Raw genomic sequence first — 24010 nt, 5'->3', positions numbered from 1 at the left:
CAATAAACAAGAACCGGGGAAACGCCATGACCTCAGCGCCTGTCAGCCGCCGTGCCATCATCAGATCGTCGGCGGCCGCCGCGTCCTGGCTCGCCGCGTCACCAGCGATCATCGGCCGCGCGCAGGCCGCATCATTGAAGCTGAAATGCTCGTCCTCCTTGCCGAACGATCCGAAATTCGCCAATGGCCGAGTATACTACGATAACCTCGTCAAGAGCCTGAAGGCGAACGGGCTCGGCGAGAGCGTCGATGTCGCGTTCTTCCCGGACAACCAGCTCGGCCAGGAGATCGACGTCATCAACTCGGTCAAGCTCGGCGTCATCGACATGATGGTGTCGGGCTCGTCGATCTCGGCCAATCTGGTGCCGCTGGTAGGAACCTTCGACCTCGGCTACCTCTTCTCGAGTTTCCCGCAGCAGACCAAGGCGTTCGATGCCGGCGCGGCCAAGCCGATCGAGGACGCGCTGCTCAAGGGCGCCAACATCCGGATCATCGCCTGGGCCTATAATTTCGGCTCGCGCAGCGTGCTGGCGCGGAAGAAGGTCGCAACGCCGGATGATCTCTCCGGCCTCAAGATCAGGACATTGCCCAATCCGATCATCACCGAATGCCTGCGCCTGATGGGCGCGGCCGCGACGCCGCTCGCCTTCGGCGAGATCTACACGGCGCTGCAGGCCGGCGTGCTCGACGGGCTGGAGCACGATCCGCCGACCATTCTCGCCAGCAAGTTCTTCGAGACGGCCAAGAACTACGCCCTGACCCAGCACAATTTCTCGCCGCTTGCGATCTATTTCAGCGAGACGACCTTCACCCGCATGGATCCGAAGCTCCGCGAGGGCTTCCTCGACGCGGCGAAGAAGGCCGCGGTCGACACGCGCGCGCACGGGCTCGCGGTCGAGAAAGAGGCGCTCGCGGCGTTGGCCGAGAAGGGCGTCTCAGTGGCCGAATGCGACCGCGAGGCGTTCCGCAAGCGCGTCGCGCCACAGACCGACAATTTCATCAAGGCGCGTCCCGAGGCGAAGCCGGTGGTCGAACTGATCCGGTCGACGCCGGTTTGAGGCCGCCGTGAGTCTGTCTCCAATAGCTTCGGCACCCCCAACCGTCATCGCCCGCCACCCGGTCCGGCCTCTGGCCGGCCGGATGACAGGCTCCGGCGGGCGATCCAGTATTCCAGAGACGTTCGCAATAACCGATAGGCCGCGGCGTACTGGATGCCCCGCCTGCGCGGGGCATGACGAGCGAGCGTGCAGTGCCGGCTATCCACCACGATCGCGAGAATGCCTGCAAGCTCGTGAGGAGCCCGCCGCAGGCGGTCGCCTCGCATGACGACGGATGTTGCAGTGCCGATCACCCGCCATGGCGTCATCAGCGCGCTCCTGCTCGCGAGCGACGCGATCGCGGCGCTGCTGCTGCTGGCCGACCTCGTCGTGGTCTGCGGCTCGGTGCTCGCGCGCTTCCTGTTCAACGCGCCGGTCGAATGGTCCGATGACGTCGCGCGCGGGCTGATGGTCGGCTCGAGCTTCTTTGGTGCGGCGAGCGCGCTCGCGCGAGCTGAAAATCTCGGCGTCGCCTTTTTCGCCGACATGCTGCCGGCGAAAATCCGCCCCGTGGTCGACGCCGTCAGCGCGGTGCTCATCGTGCTGGTTTCGGCGACCGTCGCGTTCAACGCCCTCAAGCTCGGCGCGCTGACAGCGGGGCAGACCACCGGCTCGGGGCTGCCGCTCGAACTGACCTTCTATCCGATGGGCGTCGGGGCCGTGTTCATGACCGTCTTCGCGCTCGACATTTTTCGCACGCGAGATCTCAAGCATATGATCGCGGGCGTGATCGTCATCGCGCTGATCGCCGGCCTTTATCTCGCCTGGGATGATCTCTCGCCCGACACGGTGCCGTCATCCGGCGTGCTGATGCTGATCGGCTTCTTCGTCACGCTGTTCGGCGGCCTGCCGATCGGTTTTGCGCTGGCGCTAGCCGCGCTGATCTTCATCTGGGTGGAAGGCACGCTGCCCGGCGTCATCTTCGCGCAGCAGATGGCGCGCGGCATCGACAATTTCGTGCTGCTGGCGATCCCGTTCTTCATCCTGGTCGGCTACCTCATGGAAGCCAATGGCATGTCGGTGCGGCTGATCGAGCTGCTGCAGCGCGCGGTCGGCCACATGCGCGGCGGCCTCAACGTCGTGATGGTGACGTCGATGGTGCTGTTTTCGGGCATCTCGGGTTCGAAGATGGCCGATGTCGCCGCGGTCGGCTCGGTGCTGATCCCGGCGGCGCGGCGCGCCAGGCAGAATCCGGGCGGGGCGGTGGCGCTGCTCGCGGCCTCCGCCGTCATGGCCGAGACCATCCCGCCCTGCATCAACCTGATCATCCTGGGCTTCGTCGCCAATCTCTCGATCGGCGGCCTCTTCGTCGCGGGTCTGTTGCCGGCCGGGCTGATGGCGCTGGCACTGATCATCGTCTGCATCCTGTTTGGCCGGCGGCCGGTGCAATCCGACGCGCCGCTGACAGCACCGGTCGCGGGCCTGTGGAGCGGCGCCATCGCCTCGCTCGGGCTGATCGTGCTGATCTTCGCCGGCTTCAAGTTCGGCTTCGCCACGGCGACCGAGATTTCGGCCTTTGCCGCGCTCTACGCGCTGGTGGTCGGCGGGGTCGTGTTCCGCGAGCTCAATCTCAGATCGGCCGCGCACAGCTTCGTCCACGCCGCAACCCGCTCGGGGCTGGTGCTGTTCATCGTCGCCGCCGCGCAGTCGCTCGCCTTCATCCTGACCCTGCAGCAGGTGCCGCACGCGGTCGGCGACCTCATGCTCTCGCTCTCGCAAAGCCACGGCGTCTGGCTGTTCATGCTGCTGTCGATCGCGGTGCTGATCGTGATGGGCTCGGTGCTGGAAGGCGCCGCCGCGCTGATCATCTTCGGGCCGCTGCTGCTGCCCGTTGCGGTCCGGCTCGGCATCGATCCCCTGCATTTCGGCGTGGTGCTGGTGATCGCGATGGGCATCGGCCTGTTCGCCCCGCCGCTCGGCCTCGGGCTCTATGGCGCCTGCCTGATCGGCAAGGTGCCGGTCGAGCAGACCATCAAGCCGATCGCGGGCTATCTCGGCCTCTTGTTCTTGTGCCTCCTGGTGGTGGCGTTCGTGCCCGCGATCAGCACCGCCTTGCCGCGCGCGCTTGGGTATTGAAACGATCGGTTTGTCTGCCATGAGATGACGTCGGTTCGGTGCGGCAATTGAGGTCCACCTCTCCCATCGGGAGAGGTCGGATGGCATCGCCAGATGCAATCCGGGTGAGGGGTTACGGTCTGTCTTTGGAGCGGCGCCCCCTCACCCGGATCGCTGCGCGATCCGACCTCTCCCCGCTGGGGAGAGGTGAACCGAGCGCGCGGGCTCTGTCTCGAGCTAATCAGGACTCATCAGGCTTCGTTGGAGGAAACTGATCATGAAGGTGCTCCTGACCCACACGCCGGAGTTCCGCCGGCAATATTACGGCGAGCGCAGCCTGAGGGGCCTGCAGGCGCTGGCCGAAGTGATCCTGCATGAGAGGGATGCGCCGCTCGATGCGAACGGCCTCGTCGCGGCAGCAAAGGATGTCGACATCATCGTCGCCGATCGCGTGACCGAGGGCAGGGGAGAGATCTTCGCGCAGCTTCCGAAATTGCGCGCCTTCGTGCGCTGCGCGGTCGATATCCGCAACATCGACGTGACAGCGGCATCGGTGCAGGGCGTGCTGGTCACGCGGGCCTCGCCCGGTTTCGTGCCGGCGGTATCGGAGCTTGCGCTCGGCTATATGGTCGATCTGTCGCGCGGCATCTCGCGCGCGACGGCGGACTATCACGCTGGGCACAAGCCTGACGTGGTAATGGGGCGTCAGCTTTCCGGCAGCCGCATCGGCATCATCGGCTATGGCAGCATCGGGCGATACCTTGCTCGTGTCGCGAAGGCACTCGGCATGGAGGTACTGGTCGCCGATCCCTTCGTCAGCATCGACGAGCCTGATATCGCGCATGTCGCGCTCGATGACCTGCTCGCGCGTGCCGATTATGTCGTCTGTCTCGCCATTGCCAATGAGCAGACGGAAAATCTGATCGGGGCCGACGCGCTGGCGCGGATGTCGCCGCATGCATTCTTCGTCAACCTGTCGCGCGGCAACCTTGTCGACGAGCAGGCGCTGGCCGCAGCATTGCGAGAGGGACGCATCGCCGGCGCCGCAATGGATGTCGGCCGCGCGCCGGATCAGATGCCGTCGCCGGAGCTGGCGCGACTGCCGAACGTCATCGCCACGCCACATATCGGCGGCCTGACGCCGCAGGCCATCGAGCACCAGGCCTCCGAGACGGTGCGGCAGGTCGCAGCGATCATCAAGGGCGAGGCGCCGGTGGGCGCGGTCAATGCGGAGCATTGGACGAGGCGGCTGTAATTGGATTATCGCTGCGGTTAGTGGTGCTAACCTCTCCCCGCCTGCGGGGAGAGGTCGGATTGCATCGTCAGATGCAATCCGGGTGAGGGGGTACAGGCCTGACAACTGACACCGATCGGGCGTCTGCCCCTCACCCCAACCCTCCCAGCGCGAGCGAAGCTCGTCGCGCCCTCGCGAAGAACGGGGAGAGGGAGTGCACTGCCTCCGGCGCGGCAGCTTCCATGCAACGTCTTGAGACACGCGCATAGTTAGTTTGCGTGCGGGCGCGATACGGATGGGGCACAACAACGCATCCCAGCTCTGCGCAGATTGCCCGTCGTGCCATTCTGTCGCAGATGCCCGGCTTGTCACGTCGGGCAAATCACGACGATCATCTCGCGCATCCCGCCTCATCGAAGAGGGGCGTTTCGGCCGATCGTCACGATACGTGGAGTGCGGGGAGCGGTGGACATGTCGGCGTTGCAGCGTGATCTATCATGCGGACGAACAACATCGATGTGTCGGCGAAATCGTGTGGTCCTGGCGCCCCGGTGCTGGCGCTAAGTTCGTGGTGCTCCCTGGATGAGCATCGCGCGTGACGGGGGCAAGAGAGCCGGTCCCCGGGGAGAGCACGTATAAGCCGCTAAACCACCGCGCAGGGAAGGCCGGATATTGGCTGAACCTGTGGTTCTGCCGCGTGCTTTTTTGCTGCACGCGGACCGCGGGTATCAGTCGGTACCCGGCCTTCCCCGCGCCCTCAATTCGAAGAGGGTGGTCAATATGCAAAGCTCGGACGCGATTGCGCCGCGAGAACAACAGAACGCGTTCGGAGAGGGAAAGCCGCGCTCCATTCACGGTGTCATCGTCCGCGAAAGCGGACGATCCAGTACGCCGCGGCCTCTCATTTGACAACGACAGCCGGTGGATACTGGATCGCCCGGTCGAGCCGGGCGATGACGGCGGAATGCTTGGTGACATGGTCAGTTCTACAGTAGATGATGCGGCAACCCGGGAGAGAAACACCATCAATGCGCCTGCCCTTCTTCTACGGCTGGGTCGTCGTCGCCGTGACCTTCGTCACCATGGCGATCGGGGTGAATGCGCGCACCGCGTTCTCGCTGTTCTTTCCGCCGATTCTCACTGAGTTCGGCTGGGATCGCAGCGTCACCGCCGGTGCGTTCTCATTCGGCTTCGTCGCCTCGGGCATCGCCAGTCCTCTGATCGGACGACTGATGGATCGCGCCGGGCCGCGCGCGGTGATGGAACTCGGCGTTGTCCTGATGGGCGGCGGCCTCTTGCTCGCGCCGCTGACCACACAGCCCTGGCATCTCTATCTCACCATCGGCGTCATGGTCGGCGCCGGCAGCGTCTGCCTGGGTTATTCCGGTCAATCTCTCTTCCTGCCGAACTGGTTCAATCGCCGCCGCGGGCTTGCGATCGGCATCGCGTTCGCCGGTGTCGGCATCGGCTCGGTAACGCTGCTGCCTTTCGTGCAGCACATGATCGCGCAAGGGGGCTGGCGCACGGCCTGCACCGCGATGGGATGCATGGTCGTGCTCGTGCTTGCGCCTCTCAACCTGTTGCTGCGCAAGCGGCCCGAGGACATCGGCCTGCGGCCGGATGGCGACGCCGCGCCGCAAGCGGCGGCAGCTCCCGTCTCCAACGTGGTCGATCCGGCCTGGGCCGGCATCGATTGGACGCTCGCGCGCGCCATCCGCACCGCGCGGTTCTGGTGGCTCGCGACCGGCTATTTCGGCGGGCTCTATGTCTGGTACGCGGTGCAGGTGCACCAGACGAAATATCTGCTCGAGATCGGCTTCAGCCCGAGCACTGCCGCCTGGGCGCTCGGCCTCGTCAGCCTGCTCGGCATTCCCGGGCAGATCGCGCTCGGCCACGCTTCCGACCGCATCGGGCGCGAGGCGGTGTGGGGGATCAGCAGCGCCGGCTTTGCCATCTGCTTCGTCGCGCTGATCGTGCTGAAGGCACATCCCTCGCCGCTGCTGCTCTATCTCATGATCGCAGCCCAAGGGGCGCTGGGCTATGGCCTGACCTCGGTGATGGGCGCCGTCGTGCTCGAGATCTTTCAGGGCCCGCATTTCGGCAGCATCTTCGGCACCATCATGGTGATGGGATTGATCGGCGGCGCGGCCGGGCCGTTCGTGACCGGCCTCATTTATGACCTCACGAGCAGCTACACGGGCGGCTTCGCGATCGGCGTCGCGGTGAGCGCATTATCGGCGTTTTCGGTCTGGCGCGCCGGGCCAGGCAAAGTGCGTGCCGTGGCGGGCAAGCTGCAGCGGTTGCGGCCGGCTGCGGATGCCGTCTGACATGATCGCCCGCCATGCCCTCGTTGTGATGACGCGGCGGCTTGCCAGAGGATGGCAGGCGTGGACTCATTGGAGAGCAGGAGAGGGCCCATGAACGAGCACGTTCAGACCAGCGCAACTGCGCCGCTGTTCAATCCGCTGGCGCCCGAGTTCATCAGGGATCCCTATCCTTTCTACGCGCGGCTGCGCGACACCGATCCGATGCATGTGACGCCGTTCGGCTCCATCGTCGCGAGCCGGCACGCAGAAGCGAGCCTGGTGCTGCGCGACAAGCGCTTCGGCAAGGATTTCGTCGCGCGCAGCATGCGCCGCTACGGTCCCAGGATCATGGACGAGCCGGTGTTCCGCAGCATGAGCCATTGGATGCTGCAGCAGGACCCGCCGGACCATACCCGCCTGCGCGGCCTGGTGGTGCAGGCCTTCACGGCGCGGCGCGTCGAGGACATGCGGCCGCGCATCCAGGAGATCGTCGATCGGACGCTCGACGCGGTCACGCCGCGCGGCGAGATGGATTTGATCGCGGACTTCGCCTATCGGCTGCCGGTCACGATCATCTGCGACATGCTAGGCATCCCCGAGGAGCATCGCGAGGTGTTCCACGAGCGCTCCAGCGACAGCGGCCGTCTGCTCGATCCGGTGCCGCTATCGCCGCAGGAGATCGCACAAGGCAATGCCGGCAATGCGATGTCGCAGGCCTATTTCCAGAACCTGTTCGAGCTGCGCCGGCGCCAGCCCGGCGACGACCTCATCACGCAACTGGTGCAGGCCGAAGAGGACGGCGCCAAGCTCAGCAATGAGGAGCTTACCGCCAATATCATCCTGCTGTTCGGCGCCGGCCACGAGACCACCGTCAATCTGATCGGCAACGGCCTGCTTGCGCTGCATCGCAATCCGGACCAGCTCGCGCTCTTGAAGGCGCGTCCCGAACTGATCGGCAACGCAATCGAGGAGTTCCTGCGCTACGATTCCTCGGTGCAGCTCACCGGGCGCGTCGCGCTGGAGGAGATCGAGGATCTGGGCGGCAGGCGGATTCCGAAGGGCGAGACCGTGCTCTGCCTGCTCGGCTCGGCCAATCGCGATTCCGCCGTCTATCCCGACAGGCCGGAGCAGCTCGACATTACGAGGCCCAACGTGAAGCCGCTGTCATTTGGCGGCGGGATTCATTTCTGCCTCGGCGCCCAGCTCGCCCGGATTGAGGCGGAGATCGCGATCCTGACCCTGCTACAGCGGCTGCCGGAGCTGAGGCTGGTCGATGCCGAGAACCCCGAATGGCGGCCGACTTTCGTGCTGCGCGGCTTGAAGCGACTGCCCGGGCGCTGGTAACCATTTCATGAAGCCGGGTTGTGCACCGCCGTTGAAATCGCAACCCGCGCTGTGACTTCGCCATACTTAATCCTATATAGTGTGGCGCCCCGGCATCGGTTGAGGGAGACCCCGTGCAGACGACCCTGCTCGGATTGGCGATTGCCTTCATTCTTGCGCTTCTGGCCGCGCTGATCGGTCCGTTTTTCGTCGACTGGAACCAGTTCCGGCCGCAATTCGAGGCTGAGGCCAGCCAGGTGATCGGCGTGCCCGTGCGGGTCGCCGGCGCGCTCGACGCACGCCTGTTGCCGACGCCCACCTTGCGGTTGCGCCAGGTGACGTTCGGCGGAGCGAACGATCTCGGCAAGCTGCGCGCCGACAAGTTCGACGTCGAGTTCAGCCTCGGCGATCTGATGCGCGGCGAGTGGCGTGCCAACGAGCTGACCATCGGCGGCATGGCGGCCGATCTCGGGCTCGATCCCAAAGGCAAGGTCGATCTGCCGGCGGCGAGCGGCCGGTTCAATCTGGCAGCGCTCTCGATCGACCGGCTCAACCTGACCGGCCGGGTCGCGCTGCACGATGCGGCGAGCCGCAGCACGCTCGAGCTGAGCGACATCGTCTTCTCCGGCGACGTCCGCTCGCTGGCCGGCTCGCTCCGCGGCGACGGTGCGGTCACCATCCAGGGCACGCGGTTTCCGTTCCGGGTGTCATCCAGCCAGGACAGGGACTCCCGTGGGCTGCGTGTGCATCTCAACGTCGATCCCGGCCAGCGCCCTGTCGTGGCCGATGTCGAGGGCCTCATCAGTTTTGGCAACCGCTCGCCGCACTTCAATGGCGCGCTGACCTTGTCCTCGCCGCCCAAAGAACAACCCAAGGACCAGGCAAAGGACCAGGCCGCGAAGGATCAGCCATCGAAGCCGCAGGCTGCAAAGGAGAAGAGTGCATCGCCCGCCAAGGACGCATCGGCGCCGTGGCGGATCGTCGCCAAGGTGGTCGCCGATTCGGCCGGCGCCAAGCTCGATCAGCTCGAAGCGAGCCTTGGCGATGAGGAACGCGCGCTGAAATTCGTCGGCGACGGCAATGTCCGCTTCGGTGCCTCGCCACTGCTCCGGGCGCAGCTCGCGGCGCGCCAACTCGATGCCGACAAGCTGCTCGCGGCCGACGAGGCGGCAGACAAGAAGGCGACGACGCCCGCGCGCGCGCTCCCTGGCTTGCGCAATTGGCTGGTATCGCTGCCGCCTCTGCCTTTGCCCGCCGACATCCAGATCTCGGCCGAGCAGATCATGCTCGCCGGCCGGCCGGTGCAGACGGTCACGGCCGAACTCCACAACGAAGCCAATGCTTGGAGCATTGGGAAGGTCGATCTGCGCGCGCCGGGGACGACACATCTCACCTTCAAGACCATCGGCATCCCGACTTCGGTCACGTCAGGCTTTTTCGGTGCGCTCGATCTCGACTCCGCCGATTCCGACGCGCTGCTCGCCTGGGTGCAGGGGCGCACCGAGTCTGGCTACCGCGGCCCGCGGCCGCTGCGGCTGCGCGGCGACGTCAATGTCGCGCCGGATCGTGTTGCGATCGATGGTCTCAAAGCCGAGCTGGATGGTGGCGCCGTTCAGGGCCGGGTCGCGCTGATCAATCTGGCAGGCGATTCCGGCACACGGGTCGAGGCTGCCTTGAAGGGCGAACGGCTCAACATCGATGGAGCGGCGGCACTGGCGCGCTCGCTGACGGCGCCAGACGGAACGTGGCCGGAGGCCGCCGCGCTCTCGCTCGACGTTGGACGGGCGACCTGGAACGGCCAGGAATTTCGTCCGCTCAGCGTGAAGCTCGCCTACGATCCCAAGAGCATCGTGATCGATCAGCTGAAATTCGCGCAAGGAGGCGGCGTCAGCACGGAGGCGTCCGGCCGCTTTAACCGTACCGATGCAACCGGCCAGATGATGGTGAGCGCCAGCGCCGGCGCACTGCATGACATCACGACTCTGGTGCAGCCGTTTGCGCCCGCGCTTGCCGCGCGCGTCGATGCAGCGGCCGGCTCCACGGCGGCTTCGGCTGCGGCGCGGGTAAAGTTCGCGCTCGATCTGTCGAAAGATGCCGCGGACGCGACCTATGTGGCTGCACGAGCCGCGCTCGATCTCAACGCGCCGCAGCTCAAGGCTTCGGCGCTCTGGACTGCGAAGCCGCAGGCGGCCGCGCTTCGCGGTTTCGATCTTGACGCCATCGGCCGCACCGAGGTCGGTGTCGAAACCAAGCTTTCGGCAGAGCAGGGCAGCACCCTGCTTGCGCTGCTCGGGCTCGATCGCGTGGTCGTTGCCGGCAACGGGCCGGCACAGTTGGAGGCCAATGTCAGCGGCGCCTGGCGTGCGCCGCTCAAGGTGAATGCCAAGCTGTGGGGTACGGGCCTCGACGGCGAGATGCAGGGCACGGCGGAGCCTTGGCCGGAGTCTGGGGCTGCCGTGCCTGATGCGACAAAGGCGAGCCTCAGCCTGCGGGTCCGCAGCGCCAATCTGTCGCCGCTGCTCGGGCTGAAGCCGCAGGATCCGGCCGCACAGAATGTCCGCCTGTTTGCACGGCTCTCGTTGTCCGGCAACAAGCTGACGCTCGACGATCTCGACAGCGTTGCCGGCGGTGCGCGGCTGCGCGGTCGCCTCGCTGTGCTGCTCGACGGTGACAAGCAGGTCGATGGCGAGGTTGGCCTCGATGCGGTCGACATTCCCGCGGCCTTTGCGCTCGGCATCGGTGCGGCCGGGCATGATGCCGCGGAGCCCTTGGGCGCGGGCCTTCTGAAAGGATGGCGCGGACGGGTGGCGTTTCAGGCGCTGAGCGGCGCATTGCCGGGTGGTGGCGAATTGCGGCCGGCGACCGGCGCGATCAAGAGCGACGGGCAGGCGCTGACGCTGGAGAATCTCAAGGGCAAGCTCGGCGGCGGCGACGTCACCGCGACGATCGATGCGCGGCCCGGCGCCAATGGGCTTTCGCTCAGCGGCCGCGTCGAGCTGTCGGGTGTCGACGGCGGCGCGCTGCATTATCGCGGCCTGAGGATGCCGGCCGGCCACGTCTCGGCGCAGATGACGCTGTCCACCGAAGGCCGCAGCGCGCAGGCGCTGATCAGCGCGCTCGCAGGCAACGGCACGATGACGCTGGACAAGGTGTCTATCCCGGGCCTTGATCCCCGCGCCTTCGAGATCGCGCTGCATGCGGCAGATAGCGGCCAGGTCGCCGACGACACCAAGCTGCGGCAGATCGTGGAACCGGCGCTCGCGGCCGGCTCGCTCGGCGTGGCGTCGGCGCAGATTCCCTTCATCATTCGCGACGGGCGGCTGCGTGTCAGTGCGACGACGCTGGAGGCGGAAGGGGCGCGCGCAATCGTCTCGGGCGGCTACGACATTCCGGCCGACCAGGCCGATATCCGCGCCAGTCTGAGTTCGACCACGATCGGCAGTGCCAATAGCCAACCCGAGGTTTCGCTGTTTGCAGCGGGGCCGCCCGATGCGCTGAGCCGCAGCGTCGACGTGACTTCGCTGTCGTCGTGGCTCGCTGTGCGCGCAATCGACCGCGAGACGCGCCGGCTCGATGCCATCGCGCGTGGCGAGCCGGTGCCGACCTATCCCGCCTCCACCGCCTCATTGCCGGGGGCGCGGGACACCGCCACGCCGCTGCCGGCGGAAGGGCCGCTGCCGGGCCGGGGTCCGCGGCGCGTCGATCCGCGTGCCAAGCTCGGTGCGCCGCGCCAGCAGGGCGGATCGCCGGCGCCGCCTCTGTCCGGGGCGCCCGGAGCAGCGCCGCCGGCGACCGTGCAGCCCTTGGCTTCCAGCCAGCAAGCGGCGCCGCTGCCGCCACCGGTCGAGGTCAGGCCGGCGCCAGGCGCAATCCTCGCCCGCCCGAAGCCGCCGCGGCCGCCGATGGTGCTGACGCCGTCATTCGGCAATCCCTGAAGTCGAGGTTACGTGGCGTGCGGCGTGATTCCGGGCAGGCGGCCGATCTGGGCGACGAGATCGTCGATCAGCAGGCGGACGCGGACGATGCCGGCGCGCTCGGGCACGATCAGCATGCTGAGCGGCACCGAACGCAGCGTGTAGCCCGGCAGCAATGGCACCAAGCGGCCGCTGCTGACGAGATCGTCCACCAGCCAGTGATGGCTGGCTGCGATGCCGCGGCCCGCGAGCACGGCTTCGCGCACGGCGAGGCCATGATTGGCGCGAAAGCGGCCGACGAATGGCACCTGATGCCGTGTGCCATCCGGCGCCTGCACGCTCAGCATCTCGCTGCCCGCGACATTGGACATGCGGATCGCCTCATGGCCGGCGAGCGCCTCGGGCGTCGCCGGCGCGCCGTGCCGGGCGAGATAGTCCGGGCTGGCGACCAGGATGCGGTGGGAGTGGCCGAGCGCGCGCAGCTTCATGGCGCTGTCGGCGAGCGGCGCCAGTCGCAGCGCGATGTCGACGCCTTCGCGCACCAGGTCGATGCGCTCGTCGGTCAGGCTGAGGTCTACCGCGATCTCGGGATGGCGGTCCTGGAACGCGAAGATGAGACGGGTGACGTGCAGGATGCCGAACGCGGCCGTGCAGGACAGGCGGACCGTGCCGGCCGCGGCGGAGCGGGTGGCGCGCGCTTCGTCGCCGGCCTGTTCGACGAGGCGCAGGATCTGGACGCAGTTCGCGTGGTAGCGGCTGCCTTCGTCGGTCAGCGTCACCCGCCGCGTGGTCCGGCTGAGCAGCGGCACGCCGACGGCCTCCTCCAGCTCCTGGAGGTGGCGGCTGACGGTCGACTGCCCGACATTCAGCTCCCGCGCGACGGCCGACAGGCTGCCGCGCTCGGCGATCCGGACGAAGGTCCGCATATGCTCCAGGCTGACCGGCAATTTATCCATGTTCCGGCATAATATTATGCATTTGCCGGAGATAGTGAATGAATGCGGCGGCATCTATGTCAAGGCCGGTTTCAACTCCTGGGAATACCGACCATGAATGTCCTGCTCGTTTTCGCTCATCCCGAACCCCGCTCCTTGAACGGCGCCCTGCGCGACATCGCTGTCGCCGAGTTGAAGGACCAAGGCCATGAGGTCCGGGTCTCCGACCTCTATGCCCAGGGCTGGAAGTCCGAGATCGACCGCGCCGACTTTCCGCAGCTTCCTGACGATGCTCGCCTGAACGTCGCCGCCGCGTCGGGCGAGGCATTCAAAGCCGGCGCGTTGACGGACGACGTCAAAGCCGAGCAGCAGAAGCTGCTATGGGCCGATGCCGTGATCCTGCAGTTTCCGCTGTGGTGGTTCACGATGCCGGCCATCCTGAAAGGCTGGGTCGACCGGGTCTATTCCTATGGTTTCGCCTATGGCGTCGGCGAGCACAGCGACAAGCGCTGGGGCGACCGCTATGGCGAGGGCGTGTTTGCCGGCAAGCGGGCGATGCTGATCGTGACCACGGGCGGCTGGGAGGAGCATTACTCCGAACGCGGCATCAACGGGCCGATCGACGACCTGCTGTTCCCGATCAATCACGGCGTGCTGTTCTATCCGGGCTTCGATGTGCTGCCGTCCTTTGTCATTCATCGCGTGAGTCGTCTCGACGAGGCCGGCTTCGCTGCCGTCGCGACGCGCCTGCGCGAGCGGATGCAGACGCTGTTCACCACCAAACCGATTCCGTATCGGCGGCAGAACCACGGCGACTACGCGATCCCGACCATGCAGCTTCGTCCCGGGCTCGGCGATCCCGGGGCGCGCGGCTTCGCGCTCCATATCGATGCTGCCTGATTTGATAAACGGCCGGCGGGCGCGGGACTATCCCGCGCTCATCGCCACCGCGATGTTGTACGTCAGAAGGCTCGCGGCGTAGGCGAGCGTCAGCATGTAGGCGAAGGTGACGCCCATCCACGCCCAGCTTCCGGTCTCGCGGCGGATCACCGCGAGCGTCGAGGCGCATTGCGGGGCAAAGATGTACCAGGCGAGCAGCGACAGCGCGGTGGCAAGGCTCCATTTGGTCGCGAGCACCTGGCCGATCTGCTCGGCGGCTTCCTTGCCGCCCTCGATCGCATAGACGGTGCCGAGCGCCGCGACCGCGACCTCGCGCGCCGCCATGCCCGGGATCAGCGCGACCGCGATCTGCCAGTTGAAGCCGATCGGCGAGAGCAGCGGCGCGATCGCCTTGCCGACCATGGCGGCAAGGCTGTAGTCGATCGCGGGCTCGGTGGCGCCGGCCGGCGGTTGTGGGAATGACGCCAGGAACCAGATCAGCACCATCATGGCGAAGATCGTGGTGCCGGCGCGCTGCAGGAACATCTTTGCCCGCGTGTAGATGCCGATGGCGATCGAACGCGGCCGCGGCATCTTGTAGTCGGGCAGCTCCAGCATGAACGGCGCGGGCTGGTAGTCGCGCCACATGAAGAACTTGATCACGAAGGAGACGCCGAGCGCGCTGACGATGCCGGCCGCATAGAGCCCGAACATCACCAGGCCCTGCAGATTGACCACGCCCCAGACGTCCTTGGCTGGGATGAAGGCCGAGATGATCAGCGTGTACACAGGAATCCGCGCCGAGCAGGTCATCAGCGGCGCAATCAGAATCGTGGTCAGCCTGTCGCGGCGGTTGTCGATCACGCGCGTTGCCATGATGCCAGGGATGGCGCAGGCAAAGCTCGACAGCAGCGGAATGAAGGCGCGGCCGTGCAGTCCGGCGCCGCCCATGATGCGGTCCATCAGGAAGGCCGCGCGCGCCATGTAGCCGAAATCTTCCAACAGCAGGATGAACAGGAAGATGATGATGATCTGCGGCAGGAACACGATGACGCTGCCGACGCCGGAGATGACGCCGTTCTGCAGGAAGCTCTGCAGCAGGCCTTGCGGCAGCTGGTCGTGAACGAACTGGCCGAGCGCATCGAAGCCTGACGACAACAATTCCATCAGCGGCTGCGCCCAGGCGAACACCGCCTGGAACATCACGAACAGGATCAGCAGCAACACCACGAGGCCGCCAACGGGATGGAGCACCACCGCATCGATGCGCCCGGTCCAGGTGTCGGGCCGCGCCGGCAGGCTGACGGTGGCGGCGATGATGCGGTCGGCCTCACGCTGGGTCGCGCGCAACTCCGGCACGGTCAGCGGCCGCCAGGTGTTCTGATGGAGCGGGGAGGGGGCGGCCGAGAGGAGCTCATCGGTCAGCCGCAGCAGGTCGGCGGTGCCGCCCTTGCGCACCGCGATGGACGTCACGACCGGGACGCCCAGCATCTCCGACAGCTCGGGCACATCGACGGTCACTCCGCGCCGGGTGGCGATATCGAACATGTTGAGCACCAGCGCCAGCGGCCGGCCGGTATTCTTCAATTCGAGCAGAAGCCGGATGGTCAACCGCAGGTTGGTGGAATCGGCGACACAGAGCACGAGATCGGGCGGGATCTCGCCCTTGGCCCGTCCCAACACGAAATCGCGGGTGATCTCCTCGTCAGGGCTGCGGCCACGCAGCGAATAGGTGCCGGGCAGGTCGACCACCGAGACCTGGCGGCCCTGCGGGGTGACAAATGACCCTTCCTTGCGTTCGACGGTCACGCCCGGATAGTTCGCGACCTTCTGCCGGCTGCCGGTCAGCGCGTTGAAAAGCGAGGTCTTGCCGCTGTTGGGGGTCCCCACCAGGGCCAGATGCATCAGCGGGCTTTCCATGGGGTGCGTCCCAGCCGCCTCAAGCGACGATGATGGCCATGGCCTCGCGGCGGCGTACCGCGACGGTGATGTTGTCGACGCGGACCGCGATGGGGTCACGCCCGACGATGCCCTCGTGCAGGATCTCGACCCGCGCACCTTCGACGAAGCCAAGCTCGATGAGACGGCTTTCAAGCTCCGTGTCCGGCAAGGACGAGCCGGCGCCGGAGGCCGCGAGGTGTTGAATCGTGCCGGCAAAGCCGCGCTTAGCCAGCCCAAGCGGCAGGTGCGGCGGTTGATCGCAGTTTTCGCTCATGACCTGTATTTTCAATCGCACGCCGGCAGGTCAAGCGCAGCGTGCGAAATGCCGCTGCACCTTAGAGCGATTATAAACCAGGTCGGCGGCGAACCCCCGATCAGACCCCGGGAGCTGCCGCGGAGGCGGAGTGGCGACCGTCAGGCTTCGGCTCGCTGCAACTGGCAGCGCGGCTCTTGAAGTGGTCAAGGACGAAGAGGCGGATGGCAGACGACAGATTGCCTTGCTGGCGATTGTTGTCGATCTCTCCCACCAGCTCCGACAAGGTCATGTTTCGGAGCCCGGAGATTTCCTTCATGCCGTTCCAGAACGCTTCTTCGAGGCTGACGCTGGTCTTGTGACCGGCGACGACGATCGAACGTTTTACGACGGGCGATTTCATCACGCGTCCTCGCCATTAATACGATGTTGATCCAGTAAGTCGTTTGCGCGCTTGCCACGTTGCGCCTCGGCAGCGCGTTCGGCCTTGGTCATGCCGAAGCGTGCGCGATTGGCTTCGGCCGCCTTCGCAGATAGATCGCGCTCCATGCGTTTCTTAAAACGCTTCAAGTTGATCACGTCCCCCATGTTCGCTCCAATCATCCAAGAGACCGCAGAGCGTGATAGTCATGACGAAAACATGAGCGGCCGCGCAGCGCGCAAACGGCCTCAACCGCTATCGAGACAATCACGTTATTGGCCCCCGACACTATCAATACTCCGACTCTGCTTTGCGAAGAGAACGCAGTTTCATACGTCGACACAGCAGTATCTTAGCTGTTCAACAGTATCCTTTAGGGGTTAACAGCGAGAATTGCATCAGCCCCCGTAGTACTACGGGACTACCTTCACGACCTTCCGGGACGAGTCATCTTTTGCGGCTGCACAAGCAGATCGAACTCATCCGCGGAGACGAAACCAAGCCTCGTCGCTTCTTCTTTCAAAGTCGTGCCGCGCTGGTGTGCCGACTTTGCCACCTTTGCGGCGTTATCGTAGCCGATCTTTGGCGCAAGCGCGGTGACGAGCATCAGCGAACGTTCCATTAGTTCGCGAATCCTTTTCTCGTCGGCGTTGATGCCGATCACGCAATGCTCGGTGAACGAGCGCGCGGCATCGCTGAGCAATTGGATTGATTGCATCATGCAATGGGCCAAAATAGGCTTGTAAACGTTCAACTCGAAATGTCCCTGGCTGCCGGCCACGGTGATCGCAGTATGATTGCCGAACACCTGACAGCACACCATCGTCATGGCTTCGCATTGGGTCGGGTTGACCTTGCCCGGCATGATCGATGAGCCCGGCTCGTTTTCCGGGAGAATGAGTTCGCCCAGACCCGAGCGCGGCCCAGAGCCCAGAAGGCGGATGTCGTTGGCGATCTTGAACAGTCCGGTGGCGGCCGAATTGAGCGCGCCGTGCGCGAAGACATAGGCGTCGTTCGAGGCCAGCGCCTCGAATTTGTTGTCGGCGCTGGTGAAGGGCAGCGTCGTGATCTCCGCGACCTGCTTAGCGAACAGTTCTGCGAATCGCGGATGTGCGTTCAATCCGGTGCCGACGGCGGTCCCGCCCTGCGCGAGCGGAAACAGGTCGCGCGACGCCGTACGAATACGGGTGATGGCATGGTCGACCTGGGCGGCATAGCCGGAGAATTCCTGGCCAAGCGTCAGCGGTGTCGCATCCTGGGTGTGGGTGCGCCCGATCTTGACGATGTCGGCGAACGCCGTCTCCTTGGCGCGCAGCGCGCCGAGCAACTCCGTGAGGGAAGGCAGCAGATGGTCGTGGATCGCACGCGCGGCGGCAATGTGCATGGCCGTCGGAAACGAATCGTTCGACGACTGGCTCATGTTGACGTGGTCGTTGGGATGCACCGGCTGCTTGGTGCCGAGCTCGCCACCCAGCATCTCGTTGGCGCGGTTGGCGATCACCTCGTTCAGGTTCATGTTGGTCTGGGTGCCGGAGCCGGTCTGCCACACCACTAGCGGAAAGTGCTCGTCGAGCTTGCCATCGATCACTTCCTGCGCCGCACGCGCAATCGCATCGGCGCGCTCCGGGTCGAGCAGACCGAGCTCGCGGTTGGTCTGCGCCGCCGCGAGCTTGACGATGCCAAGGGCGTGCACGACCGACAACGGCATACGCTGCTGGCCGATCCGGAAGTTCTGCCGGCTGCGTTCTGTCTGCGCGCCCCAATAGCGATCGGCGGGGACCTCGATCGGACCGAAGCTGTCGGTCTCGGTGCGCGTGGACGCGCGGCGCGATTTCGTTGAGTGTGCCATGCAGCATGCCCGTTATTGGTCGCGAACCGACACCTGCCGGTTCAAGCATGCTCAATCTAGGCAGCTCCGGAGCGTTCCGCCCCGCCCAAATTTGCGGCTACTTCTTGCGGAAACGATCGAGCCGCACGACTTCGGCCCCTTCGCCAGGCGTGGCTGGCGGTTCGGGCTCGTCGGTGGCGGCAGCCGGCGCGGGCGCCGGGGCGCTGACCGCGGTCGGGGCAGGGGCGGCCGGCAGCTTTGGCCCAGCGGCCTCCGTCTCAGTGGTCCCATCGGACGGCTCGAACTGCAGGCCGAACTGCACCGAGGGATCGAAGAAGCTCTTGATGGCATGGAACGGCACGACCAGCCGCTCAGGAATGCCGCCGAATGACAGGCCGACCTCGAAGCGGTCCTCGGTGACGGCCAGATCCCAGAACTGGTGCTGCAGGATGATCGTCATCTCGTCCGGATATTGCGCGAGCAGGCGCGGCGACAGCTTGACCCCCTCGGCCTTCGACAGGAACGTGATGAAGAAATGGTGCTCGCCCGGCAGGCCGTGGGCCGCAGCGTCGGTCAGCACCCGGCGCAGCACGCCGCGCAATGCGTCGCGCGCCAATACATCGTACCGAATGTGATCCGTCATCGCCGATCCTGCCCGTGCTCAATCCTGTCGTGTCGCAATCCCGGCTGACCGCCGATATGGGTTGCCAGCGTTCCGACTCGCGCATCTGCCATCGTAGCCCGGACCGGCGCCAGCGTCAGCAGCCATCCGGCTCTGTCATCGAGCCCGTCTGGAGCGGAAGCCCGGCAATACAATCCGGCGACGGCAAAAGATGAAGTGGAGGCTTCTGTTGCCAGGTGCCTCCGAACCCCGCCTAGCGGAGCTTAACCCGCTAGGACTTTAAAGTGGTCTTTCAAACTGCGTTACGCAGCCTGAGCAACCGGAGCAAAGTTGTCGTTGGCAACTATTGCAGTAGCCCGATAACGGCGGAACAATACCGGGAAAAAGCTCGCCCTTTACGCCCTCGTCGATCCTATTTCGCCCCCGCCGAAGCCCGCCGGAGCGGGCTTTGGTGGAGGCGCCGGGTACCGCCCCCGGGTCCGAATGGTTTATTGCGACGGCGATTTATTTCCATAGCCGGCGAACCGGCACCCCCAATATAGGGGCCAATGGTTGAGAAAGACAGTGCCCAGGACAGCGCAGCGCGCGACAAAAATGTGGGCGGAGCGTGGAACCCGGCGAATTGGATTGGCTCGCGACATTTTGCCGTCCTAGAGTTTCGCTCCGTCCTTTCGCATCGAACGTCGGATAATGCCTCCTGATTCCGTCCCGGCGGAGCTCCCCCTGCCGGATCTGCATAGCAATCCGCCAAGCGTGGTCGCGCTCTTCCTGGCATTCGCCAAGATGTCGCTGTCGGGGTTCGGCGGCGTGCTGGTGTTCGCGCGGCGGGCCATCGTCGACGAGCACCGCTGGATGACGGCGGAGGAATTCAACGAGACCTTCGCGCTCTGCCATTTCCTGCCGGGCCCCAACGTGGTCAACCTGTCGTTGGTGTTCGGCTCGCGTTTTCGCGGCATCGTCGGCGGACTGGCCGCCTTCGCCGGGCTGGTCGGGCCGCCCATGCTGCTGGTGACCGGGCTGGCGGCCATCTACAGCCATTTTGGACAAGTCGAGGCGCTGCGGCGGGGGCTGGTCGGCGTCTCCTGCGCGGCGATCGGCCTGCTCGCTTCCGCCGTCATCCGCATGATGGCGCCGCTGCTCAAGAAGCGTGACGTGCTCGGCTTCGTCGTGACGGCCGCCGTGTTTGCCGCGATCGGCCTGTGGCGGCTGCCGTTACCCGCCGTGCTGCTGGTCGCGATCCCGATCAGCCTTGCCGTGACCTATGCCAAGACGCGGTGGACGTCATGAGCAGCGATGACAATCCGCTGTTTCAGCTGTTCTGGAGCTTTGCGGTGATCTCGCTGTTCGCGGTCGGCGGCGCCAATGCCGCGATCCCGGAGATGCACCGCATCGCCGTCGATGTTCATCACTGGATGGACGACAAGCAGTTCGCCGACGTCTTCGCGATCGCGCAGTTATCGCCCGGGCCGAATGTTCTGATCGTGACGCTGATCGGTTATTCAGTCGCAGGTGTAGCCGGCGCGCTGGTCTCGACAGTTGCCATGTGCGGCCCGACCGCGGCGCTGGCTTATGTTATCAGCCGCTGGCTCACGCATCCGCGCGAAGCCCGCTGGCCGGCGATCGTGCAGGCGGCTCTGGTGCCGCTGTCGATCGGACTGATGGCGGCGAGCGCGTTGATCCTCACGCAAGCGTCCGACACTACGTTGCCCGCGCTGCTGATCACGCTTGGCTCCGCGATAGTTGCATCCACGACCAAGCTCAATCCGCTATGGCTGCTGCTTGTCGGCGCTTGCCTGGGTTTCGCTGGCATTCTTGGATGAAAGCCGCTAGGCAAGGAGAATGGCGCATCCACGGCATGCGCTCAATGATAACGACCTGGAACGCAGGGAACGTGTAACGGCCGAATGGCCGGGTCGGGGAGGCACTACCACATGGCCGAAACCACGAGCCATCTGCCGGGAGGATCGGTTACTGCGCCATCTTCGCGCAGCGCGACCGGCGCCATCGTCATCCTGCTGCTTGCCTTCGCGCCACAGCTCGTCGAACTCCTGACCTCGCTCGTGGGCCTCATCGTGCCGCTGTCCGGACGTCATCCGTTGCAGGTGCTGTCTGGACACGGTCCGGCGCTGATCGTCGCGCTGCCGAGCCTGTTCCAGCAATATGCGGCCGGCGGCAAGACAGCGCTGTCATCCGACATCCTGCTGGCGCTGATCTACACCTATCCGCTGATAGCGGTGGCGCTGTTCACGCTGCTCGTTCGCCCGCGCGCACCGCAGGACTATTACGGCGGCGTCGTGTTGATGGCGATCGCGCTGTTTGCGTTGTGGGCGTCGAGCGACCTGCAGGGCATGCACGGCTTCTCGTTCGGCGCCGGCACCGCGCCGCGCATGTTCGGTGTGCTGCTGCTTGCGCTCGGGGCCGCGGTGGCCGTGATCGGCATCATCACGGATGGCGCGCAGCTTGCGACCTATCACTGGCGCGGCCCTCTCTTCGTGTCGCTCGCGATCCTGGCATTCGCGCTGTCGATCCGTCCGCTCGGGCTGGTCGTCTCCGGCCTGGCGAGCTTCCTGATCGCGGCGCTCGGCACCCATGAGACACGTTGGGGCGAGACGCTGATCGTCGGCATCTGCCTGACCGTCGGCTGTGCGCTGTTATTTCCCTATGTGCTGGGACTGCCGATGCCGCTATTCCCGCGCTTCCTGGTGCCGTGAGGGCGCAATGGATCTGTTTGCCAATCTCGCTCACGGTTTTGCTGTCGCATTCTCGCCGATCAATCTTTTGATGTGCCTGATCGGCGCGCTGGTCGGCACCCTGGTCGGCGTCCTGCCCGGCATCGGCACCATCGCCACCGTGGCGATGCTGCTGCCTATCACGTTCGGCCTTCCGCCGGTCGGCGCGCTGATCATGCTGGCCGGCATTTACTATGGCGCCCAGTATGGCGGCTCGACCACCTCGATCCTGGTCAACATTCCCGGTGAAGCCACATCAGTCGTGACTGCGCTCGACGGCTTCCAGATGGCCAAGCAGGGGCGGGCGGGCCCTGCGCTGGCGATCGCAGCAATCGGCTCGTTCTTCGCCGGCTGCGTCGCGACCGTGCTGATCGCCGTGCTCGGCGCGCCGCTGACCAAGCTCGCGCTCGCGTTCGGCCCGGCGGAGTACTTTTCGCTGATGGTGCTCGGCCTGATCTTTGCGGTGGTGCTGGCGAAGGGCTCGGTGCTGAAAGCGGTGGCGATGATCGTGCTCGGCCTGCTGCTCTCGATGGTCGGCTCCGACATCGAGACCGGCGCCTCGCGCATGGCCTTCAACATCCCCGAACTTGCCGACGGCCTTGGCTTCGCCACGGTGGCGATGGGCGTGTTCGGTTTTGCCGAGATCATCCGCAACCTTGATGTCGGCGCCGAGATGGACCGCGATCTGGTGCAGCAGAAGATCACCGGCCTGATGCCGACGAGAAAGGATCTGAAGGATTCAACGCCCGCGATCCTGCGCGGCACCGTGCTCGGATCGATCCTTGGCATCCTGCCGGGCGGGGGCGCCGTGATCGCCTCCTTTGCCGCCTATACGCTGGAGAAGAAGCTCGCGAAAAATCCGTCGCGGTTTGGCCGCGGCGCTATCGAGGGCGTGGCGGCGCCGGAAAGCGCCAACAACGCCGCGGCGCAGACCTCCTTCATTCCGCTCCTGACGCTCGGCATCCCGCCGAACGCGGTGATGGCGCTGATGGTCGGCGCCATGACCATCCACGGCATCGTGCCGGGACCGCAAGTGATGCAGAAGCAGCCAGATCTGGTCTGGGGCATGATCGCCTCGATGTGGATCGGCAATCTGATGCTGATCATCATCAACCTGCCGCTGGTCGGCATCTGGGTGCGGCTGCTGCGCGTGCCATACCGGCTGATGTTTCCCTCGATCGTGATCTTCTGCGCCATCGGCATCTACTCGGTCAACAATGCGCCGGTCGATGTCATCCTGGCCGGCGCGTTCGGCCTGGTCGGCTATTGGCTGATCAAGCACGAATTCGAGCCGGCGCCGCTCCTGCTCGGCATGGTGCTCGGGCCGCTGATGGAGGAGAACCTGCGGCGGGCGCTTCTGATCTCGCGCGGCGACTGGTCGGTGTTCGTAAGCCGGCCGCTGTCCGCCGTGCTGCTCGCGATCGCCGCCGGTCTGTTGGTGCTCGCGGTGCTGCCGACGCTGCGGCGCAAGCGCGACGAGGTGTTCGTGGAATCGGAGTCCTGAGGGCTCTATATAAAGGCAGCAGCATGGGTGGAACCGTCGTTTCGCCCTTGTTCCACCGGAGCGGAATGCCCAGCTGTTTGGATATAGCTGTGGGCGAGGGCCAATCGGCGCTGTTGGTCGGCCGAGCGGTCCGCTACATCTTATGCCTTCGAAACGGCATATCCGGCCATGCACCAATATCACGACCTGCTCGAACGCATTCTTGCCGATGGCGCTGAGAAGCACGACCGCACCGGCACCGGCACGCTATCCGTGTTCGGCCACCAGATGCGTTTCGACCTCTCGGCCGGCTTCCCGATGCTGACCACCAAGCGGCTGCCGCTCAAGGCGATCGTGCATGAGCTGCTTTGGTTCCTGAAGGGCGATACCAACGTCAAATATCTGCACGACCACGGCGTCACCATCTGGGACGAGTGGGCGGACGCCAATGGCGATCTCGGACCGGTCTATGGCTATCAGTGGCGCTCCTGGCCGACGCCAGATGGCGGCAAGATCGACCAGATCAAGAATGTCGTGGACATGATCAGGCGCAATCCGGACTCGCGGCGCCTGATCGTCTCGGCCTGGAATCCGGCCGATGTCGAGAAGATGGCGCTGCCGCCGTGCCACTGCCTGTTCCAGTTCTATGTCGCTGATGGCAAGCTGTCCTGCCAGCTCTATCAGCGCTCGGCCGATGTGTTCCTCGGCGTACCCTTCAACATCGCCTCCTACGCACTACTGACAATGATGGTGGCGCAGGTGACGGGCCTGAAGCCCGGCGACTTCGTGCATTCGCTCGGCGACGCGCATCTCTATTCCAATCACATCGAGCAGGCGCGGCTGCAGCTCACGCGAGCGCCGCGGGCGCTGCCGACCATGACGATCAACCCGGACGTGAAGGACATTTTCGGCTTCCGCTACGAGGATTTCGCGCTTGTCGGCTACGATCCGCATCCGCACATCAAGGCCGAAGTCGCGGTGTGAGCGACG

19 protein-coding genes and 1 other RNA gene are annotated in these 24010 nt (G+C 65.4%); 12 read left to right on the top strand and 8 right to left on the bottom strand.

Annotation, left to right across the window (positions count from 1 at the left end):
* Positions 1-26: 26 nt before the first annotated feature.
* The 6 genes from P6U24_RS29280 to P6U24_RS29255 all read left to right on the top strand — a co-directional run bounded on the left by P6U24_RS29280 (position 27) and on the right by P6U24_RS29255 (position 11950).
* Complete coding sequence (locus P6U24_RS29280; protein ID WP_407155898.1) at positions 27-1058, top strand: TRAP transporter substrate-binding protein; 1032 nt, start codon at positions 27-29, stop codon at positions 1056-1058.
* A 264-nt stretch (positions 1059-1322) separates the two neighbouring features.
* On the top strand, positions 1323-3173 hold the full coding sequence (locus P6U24_RS29275; protein WP_407155897.1) for a TRAP transporter large permease subunit: 1851 nt from the start codon (positions 1323-1325) through the stop codon (positions 3171-3173).
* 256 nt (positions 3174-3429) lie between these two features.
* A complete protein-coding gene (locus P6U24_RS29270; RefSeq protein ID WP_407155896.1) occupies positions 3430-4407 on the top strand; it encodes an NAD(P)-dependent oxidoreductase in 978 nt (325 codons plus the stop codon).
* A 1007-nt stretch (positions 4408-5414) separates the two neighbouring features.
* On the top strand, positions 5415-6713 hold the full coding sequence (locus tag P6U24_RS29265) for an MFS transporter (RefSeq protein ID WP_407155895.1): 1299 nt from the start codon (positions 5415-5417) through the stop codon (positions 6711-6713).
* A 90-nt stretch (positions 6714-6803) separates the two neighbouring features.
* Positions 6804-8036, top strand: a complete 1233-nt coding sequence (locus P6U24_RS29260; protein WP_407155894.1) for a cytochrome P450 — start codon at positions 6804-6806, stop codon at positions 8034-8036.
* 113 nt (positions 8037-8149) lie between these two features.
* Positions 8150-11950 carry an AsmA family protein gene (locus P6U24_RS29255; RefSeq protein WP_407155893.1) on the top strand — a complete coding sequence of 1267 codons (3801 nt, stop codon included), beginning with the start codon at positions 8150-8152 and terminating at the stop codon, positions 11948-11950.
* 8 nt (positions 11951-11958) lie between these two features.
* On the opposite strand, the gene P6U24_RS29250 is transcribed toward P6U24_RS29255, so the two are convergent.
* On the bottom strand, positions 11959-12885 hold the full coding sequence (locus tag P6U24_RS29250) for a LysR family transcriptional regulator (RefSeq protein ID WP_407155892.1): 927 nt from the start codon (positions 12883-12885) through the stop codon (positions 11959-11961).
* A 93-nt stretch (positions 12886-12978) separates the two neighbouring features.
* Between P6U24_RS29250 and P6U24_RS29245 the strand changes: the two genes are divergently transcribed.
* Complete coding sequence (locus P6U24_RS29245; RefSeq protein WP_407155891.1) at positions 12979-13764, top strand: NAD(P)H-dependent oxidoreductase; 786 nt, start codon at positions 12979-12981, stop codon at positions 13762-13764.
* 27 nt (positions 13765-13791) lie between these two features.
* On the opposite strand, the gene P6U24_RS29240 is transcribed toward P6U24_RS29245, so the two are convergent.
* The 7 genes from P6U24_RS29240 to ssrA form a co-directional block, all read right to left on the bottom strand.
* A complete protein-coding gene (locus P6U24_RS29240) occupies positions 13792-15663 on the bottom strand; it encodes a ferrous iron transporter B (RefSeq protein WP_407155890.1) in 1872 nt (623 codons plus the stop codon).
* A 19-nt stretch (positions 15664-15682) separates the two neighbouring features.
* Positions 15683-15958, bottom strand: a complete 276-nt coding sequence (locus P6U24_RS29235) for a ferrous iron transport protein A (protein WP_407155889.1) — start codon at positions 15956-15958, stop codon at positions 15683-15685.
* 100 nt (positions 15959-16058) lie between these two features.
* Positions 16059-16340, bottom strand: a complete 282-nt coding sequence (locus P6U24_RS29230) for a ribbon-helix-helix domain-containing protein (protein ID WP_407155888.1) — start codon at positions 16338-16340, stop codon at positions 16059-16061.
* On the bottom strand, positions 16340-16525 hold the full coding sequence (locus tag P6U24_RS29225; protein WP_407155887.1) for a DUF4169 family protein: 186 nt from the start codon (positions 16523-16525) through the stop codon (positions 16340-16342). The genes P6U24_RS29230 and P6U24_RS29225 overlap by 1 nt, the downstream gene beginning before the upstream one ends.
* A gap of 260 nt (positions 16526-16785) precedes the next feature.
* Positions 16786-18207: a class II fumarate hydratase gene (gene fumC / locus P6U24_RS29220; protein ID WP_407155886.1), complete on the bottom strand. Its 1422-nt coding sequence runs from the start codon at positions 18205-18207 to the stop codon at positions 16786-16788.
* A 97-nt stretch (positions 18208-18304) separates the two neighbouring features.
* Positions 18305-18829 (bottom strand): SspB family protein, encoded by a 525-nt coding sequence (locus tag P6U24_RS29215; protein ID WP_407155885.1) that lies wholly within the window; start codon positions 18827-18829, stop codon positions 18305-18307.
* 194 nt (positions 18830-19023) lie between these two features.
* Positions 19024-19376, bottom strand: a transfer-messenger RNA (tmRNA) gene (gene ssrA, locus P6U24_RS29210).
* A gap of 122 nt (positions 19377-19498) precedes the next feature.
* Between ssrA and P6U24_RS29205 the strand changes: the two genes are divergently transcribed.
* From P6U24_RS29205 to P6U24_RS29185, 5 genes are all read left to right on the top strand, one after another.
* Positions 19499-20095 carry a chromate transporter gene (locus tag P6U24_RS29205; protein ID WP_407155884.1) on the top strand — a complete coding sequence of 199 codons (597 nt, stop codon included), beginning with the start codon at positions 19499-19501 and terminating at the stop codon, positions 20093-20095.
* On the top strand, positions 20092-20628 hold the full coding sequence (locus P6U24_RS29200; RefSeq protein WP_407155883.1) for a chromate transporter: 537 nt from the start codon (positions 20092-20094) through the stop codon (positions 20626-20628). The genes P6U24_RS29205 and P6U24_RS29200 overlap by 4 nt, the downstream gene beginning before the upstream one ends.
* Before the next feature lie 111 nt (positions 20629-20739).
* A complete protein-coding gene (locus P6U24_RS29195) occupies positions 20740-21519 on the top strand; it encodes a tripartite tricarboxylate transporter TctB family protein (RefSeq protein WP_407155882.1) in 780 nt (259 codons plus the stop codon).
* A gap of 7 nt (positions 21520-21526) precedes the next feature.
* On the top strand, positions 21527-23041 hold the full coding sequence (locus P6U24_RS29190) for a tripartite tricarboxylate transporter permease (protein ID WP_407155881.1): 1515 nt from the start codon (positions 21527-21529) through the stop codon (positions 23039-23041).
* 168 nt (positions 23042-23209) lie between these two features.
* The gene (locus tag P6U24_RS29185) at positions 23210-24004 is read left to right on the top strand and encodes a thymidylate synthase (protein WP_407155880.1); all 795 of its coding nucleotides are present in this window, start codon (positions 23210-23212) and stop codon (positions 24002-24004) included.
* The last annotated feature ends 6 nt before the right edge of the window (positions 24005-24010 follow it).

This window comes from Bradyrhizobium sp. STM 3557 (assembly GCF_045571465.1).
Taxonomy (GTDB): Bacteria; Pseudomonadota; Alphaproteobacteria; order Rhizobiales; family Xanthobacteraceae; genus Bradyrhizobium.
Note: the sequence above shows the minus strand (reverse complement) of the source record. Positions and strands in the feature narration are given on the sequence as shown.